Genomic DNA, 1304 nt, shown 5'->3' on the forward strand with positions numbered 1-1304 from the left:
ATGGCGAGCAACTTCACAACGCTGCTGGCTGCGATGGTCGAGCAGCCTGAGGTCGGAATTGACGAACTGCCGCTGCTGGACGCCGACGAGAAGCAACGCATTCTCACTGAATTCAGCGGTGCGGCACTCGCGAAGCGCTTCGACAGCGGCGACACGATCCACGCCCGGTTCGAGCGACAGGTCCTGCGCCAACCAGCCGCTGTCGCGCTTGAATGCGACGGCGTGCAACTCAACTACGGCGATCTGAACTCAAGAGCCAACCGACTGGCCCACTGGCTGCGCGCTCAAGGCGTCGTTGCCGACACCAGGGTGGGCGTTTACCTGGAGCGGTCGCTGGACGTACCAGTGGTACTGCTGGCTATCCTGAAAGCCGGCGGTGCGTATCTCCCGCTCGATCCGGCCTACCCACCCGAACGCCTGGGCTTCATGTTGACCGACGGTGGAGCTGCAGTGCTGCTGACCCAGCAGAGCCTGCGCGATCAATTGCCAGCCGATGCGGTCAGCACGGTACGTGTGGTGTGCATCGACGAAGGGGCGGCCGAGTGGGAGTGCCAGCCATCGACCGATCCGGCAATGCTGTCCGGCCCCGAGGATTTGGCCTATGTGATCTACACCTCCGGCTCTACCGGCCAGCCCAAGGGCGTGCAGATCACCCATCGCAACGTCATGCGACTCTTTGCCGCCACGCAGGACTGGTTCAGGTTTGACCAGGCCGATGTCTGGAGCGTGTTCCACTCCTTCGCCTTCGACTTCTCGGTCTGGGAGCTATGGGGCGCCTTGATTCACGGCGGACGGGCCGTGATCGTTCCGCAACTGGTGAGCCGTTCGCCGCGTGAGTTTCGCGCGTTGCTGGCCGACAGCAAAGTCACCATGCTCAATCAGACGCCCTCGGCGTTTCGCGCGCTGATTGCAGCCGACGAAGACCTCCATGCAGAGGCCGCAGCACAAGGTCGCACGCTGGCACCCCTGGCGTTGCGCCATGTCATCTTCGGCGGCGAGGCGCTGGAGCCGCGCAGCCTGATGCCCTGGTTCGAACGCTACGGCGATACCAGTCCACAACTTGTAAACATGTACGGAATCACTGAGACCACCGTGCACGTCACCTACCGGCCGTTGACCCGCGCCGACGCGCAGGGCGCGGTCAGTGCGATCGGCTGTCCGATTCCGGACCTGCGGCTGTACCTGCTGGATGCACACCGTCAACCAGTGCCTATTGGCGTCGTCGCCGAGCTGTACGTCGGTGGCGCGGGCCTGGCACGCGGCTACCTGAATCGTCCTGAATTGACAGCCGAGCGGTTCATTGC

Annotated in this window: 1 protein-coding gene; it reads left to right on the forward strand. The window is 63.7% G+C overall.

The genetic code is table 11. The features are described from left to right. The coding region (locus AQ12_RS21810) for an amino acid adenylation domain-containing protein (protein ID WP_048442096.1) at window positions 1-1304 on the forward strand (1304 nt) is incomplete at both ends.

Source organism: Caenimonas sp. SL110 (assembly GCF_001044395.1).
GTDB lineage: Bacteria > Pseudomonadota > Gammaproteobacteria > Burkholderiales > Burkholderiaceae_C > Ramlibacter.